The sequence below is a fragment of the Dysgonomonas sp. 521 genome (assembly GCF_010501055.1).
Classification (GTDB): Bacteria; Bacteroidota; Bacteroidia; order Bacteroidales; family Dysgonomonadaceae; genus Dysgonomonas.
In genome coordinates, this window is sequence record NZ_QVMO01000188.1 from 1 (window position 1) to 2,766 (window position 2,766).

At 41.2% G+C, this 2,766-nt stretch carries 4 protein-coding genes; 1 reads left to right on the forward strand and 3 read right to left on the reverse strand.

The features are described 5' to 3' along the window. Positions 1-60: 60 nt before the first annotated feature. Both D0T84_RS21930 and D0T84_RS21935 read right to left on the reverse strand, forming a co-directional pair. Positions 61-531, reverse strand: coding sequence for a GyrI-like domain-containing protein (locus tag D0T84_RS21930; RefSeq protein ID WP_163310046.1), 471 nt, complete (start codon positions 529-531; stop codon positions 61-63). A 10-nt stretch (positions 532-541) separates the two neighbouring features. Then, entirely contained in the window at positions 542-1,672 is a 1,131-nt protein-coding gene (locus tag D0T84_RS21935) for a GyrI-like domain-containing protein (RefSeq protein WP_163310047.1), read from the reverse strand. Between the two features lie 251 nt (positions 1,673-1,923). On the opposite strand from D0T84_RS21935, the gene D0T84_RS21940 reads away from it, so the two are divergent. After that, positions 1,924-2,541 carry a CatB-related O-acetyltransferase gene (locus D0T84_RS21940; protein ID WP_163310048.1) on the forward strand — a complete coding sequence of 206 codons (618 nt, stop codon included), beginning with the start codon at positions 1,924-1,926 and terminating at the stop codon, positions 2,539-2,541. Between the two features lie 56 nt (positions 2,542-2,597). Here the strand turns inward: D0T84_RS21940 and D0T84_RS21945 are convergent. After that, positions 2,598-2,766: GyrI-like domain-containing protein (locus tag D0T84_RS21945; RefSeq protein WP_163310049.1), on the reverse strand; the 169-nt coding region annotated here is incomplete at its 5' end.

Below are 2,766 nucleotides of genomic sequence, written 5' to 3' on the forward strand. Positions count from 1 at the left end.
TTGTTTTTCCTTTCAGGGTATCGTTCGCTTGTCTGCTGAGGGTAGTTACTTCGGGGAGTTCTAACATAATGATATGATTATTCGGGTGATTTGTTCTTCTTGCGGCACTTCCGGCGCAGTATAATAATGTTCTATGCTGGAACCTGTACCCTCGAAACCATTCTCTTTAATCCATTCCATCATCTCATTGTATAGTCTGGCCTGTTCCTCATACGAACCTTTATACAGACAGGCTATGACTTTCCTTTCGGGAATAATGATGCTTTGGATATCTCCTTTTCCGGTAAATGGCTTCGATGTATAAAAGGTTATCACCATACGAATGTTATTCTCGGTCATTTCATTAAATGCGGGATATTCCACACAAGGGATGTCGGACGGGAGTTCTCCCTCTTCTTTCAGGTAAGCGCTTATTTCTGCAAAACCATCAGCTATTAGTTTGCCGAATGTTGCCATATCGCCTTGACGTTCGATAACTAAGGCGTGTTGTTGGGGTTGCTGAAGGAGCATAATGTCTGTAAACTTTGCCATAATCTTTATGTTATTTATTATCTATGGGTATATAAATTTCTGTTATTAAATTCTCTTCTGCCACCTCATCGGGAGTATTCAGGTAAACCTCAAAAGACAATGGGTGTTTTTGGATATACCGACTATGAGGGAGCCATTGCTCATGTATTGTTTTGTATAAGTTCGGTAATTGGGAATAGCTACCTTTATGTGTAAAGACGGCATACATACCACCGGAAATCTCTTGCAAAGTGAATTTACCTTCGGGCATTGCATATTCATTTGTAATAAAGCCAATGTATAGGCGGCGTAAGTCGGGCAATGTAACCTGTGGATTGTCCTGACTGATGCTTATAAAGTGGCTGTTTGTTTTTACCAAATGCTTTTCTTTGTAATGTTTCAGTTGCTTCCAAATAGCCTGATAGCTATGGGCGTTTTTGAAAGCACCATTTACATCCAGGCAGATTGCGTTTAGCGTATTGACTCGGCGGATTTCAGGCTTTGGAAGATTGTCTGATCTCTTCGATGTGTTTACTGATTGGTATTTCGTTCGATAATTTGACATGGAAATACCGAAGTGTTTCTTAAATGCCTTTGCCAAACTGAACTTCGTTTCATAATTGGTTTGCTGTTGTATGTCGCTAATAGACTGATCTGTCGCAATCAATAGATGAGCAACGTATTCCAATCGCAGACGTTGAATGTATGTGCCGATATTCTCTCCGGTCGTATTACGGAAGACTTTCCGGAAGTGGAAGAAAGAAAGATTAGCCCTAGTAGCCAGTTGCTCGGGGGGAAGAGCAGCGAAAAGATTCTTGTCAATATGCACTTTAATACGATTAACTGCCTTATAATGCAGGCTTTCGGTTTCTTCCTTTTGCCGCCAACGCTTTAGTGTCGGGAGCCGTTTATTTAGTAGAGTCCTTAATTCCTGCGGTGTATAGTTCGTATGGGAATACCAGTTGTATTTATCGGTATACTTTACCCATATATCCACCATTTCGCTCATGGGAATATCCACCGTGTAATCACCGTCTTTCAGGCAATAATAGCAATACTCATGGCTACGGGAATGATCGGAATTAGTCCCCATATATTCCTCCACATCGAAGCGAAGCGGCATTCCGCAACTCTGACAGTATTGTTTATCAGCTTGATTCATATCACAAAGATACGATGCCTATTTCGGATATGGTTGTCCAAAATAGGCATCTTTTGGTATCTACCTTAAAAGCACTACTTTTGTAGTTCAAACCCAAAGAAGAATCAATTCACGAACCTTATGAAGTGGCAGCGTTGTATATGAGTTTTTTGTAAATGGGGAGGAATGGCAGGATTGTCATTCCCGATTTTCTGTGTCTTTATTTTGCACAGTTCAATTCGATTTCTTATTAACAAATAAACTGATTTACAATGAATACTAAAATATATCCGAGAGAGAATGACTCTCAAACCATCTATCTGAATACGGTAACCAAGAACCCCCATATTATTGTTGGTGATTACACGATCTATAACGACTTCGTTGGAGATCCGACCCTGTTCGAGAAGAATAATGTGTTATATCATTATCCGATCAATAAAGATCGCCTGATTATCGGAAAGTTCTGTTCCATAACCTGTGGCGCTAAGTTTATCTTCAACAGCGCTAATCATACCTTGAAGTCATTATCCAATTACACCTTTCCTTTGTTTTATGATGAATGGGATTTGGAGAAGGCCCATGTTACGGATGCTTGGGACAACAAAGGTGATATCATTATCGGTAATGATGTGTGGATTGGTTACGATGCCATAATTATGGCAGGAGTTCATATTGGTGACGGAGCTGTTATCGGGACACGGGCGGTGGTTACGAAGGATGTTGCACCCTATACTATAGTCGGTGGAGTACCGGCAAAAGAGATACGAAAGCGCTTTGACGAAGAGATTATCGCAGAGTTGCTGAAGCTACAATGGTGGGATTGGCCGGTAGATAAGATTAGGGAGGCGATACCTTATATTGTAAATGGGGATATTGGGGCATTATAAAGGGAGAAAGGAGATAGGAGAAGGGATTTTTCCTATCTCCTTTCTCTTTTCCTTCCTTACAACGGTTTTACCGGGATGCAGATGTCGACGATATGCTTCTGCTCGGGATGCGTTGTGTAGTCGTTGTGATAGAGTTCGTAGGTACAGCCATCGCCTTGTTGATAGCCGCTTTCTACAAACCAGTTGCACATGGAGTTCCATGCTTTCTCAAAGTCGGCAAAGCCA